This window comes from Streptococcus mitis, assembly GCF_946190065.1.
In the GTDB taxonomy this organism is placed as follows: Bacteria; Bacillota; Bacilli; order Lactobacillales; family Streptococcaceae; genus Streptococcus; species Streptococcus mitis_DE.
In genome coordinates, this window is record NZ_CAMHZD010000160.1 from 1 (window position 1) to 252 (window position 252).

Sequence of the window (252 nt, forward strand, 5' to 3'; positions counted from 1 at the left end):
ACTTGTTGAAGCACTTTGGCTTGCAGACGTGCTTGCTGATTGGCTCGCACTTGTGGAGGCCGACTGACTTGCACTTGTGCTGGCTGATTGGCTTGCACTTGTTGAAGCCGACTGCCTTGCACTTGTGCTGGCTGATTGACTTGCACTTGTTGAAGCAGAGTGGCTAGCTGAGGTGCTGGCTGATTGTCTTTGACGTGGTGTAGCTGACGGTCTTCCCCTTGTGCTTAAATATAGACTTGCAGTGGGGGGGGG

At 53.2% G+C, this 252-nt stretch carries 1 protein-coding gene; it reads right to left on the reverse strand.

All coding sequences use genetic code 11. The features are described from left to right. A partial coding sequence (locus OCF96_RS10010; protein WP_261447077.1) for a hypothetical protein occupies nucleotides 1-252 on the reverse strand: 252 nt, incomplete at both ends.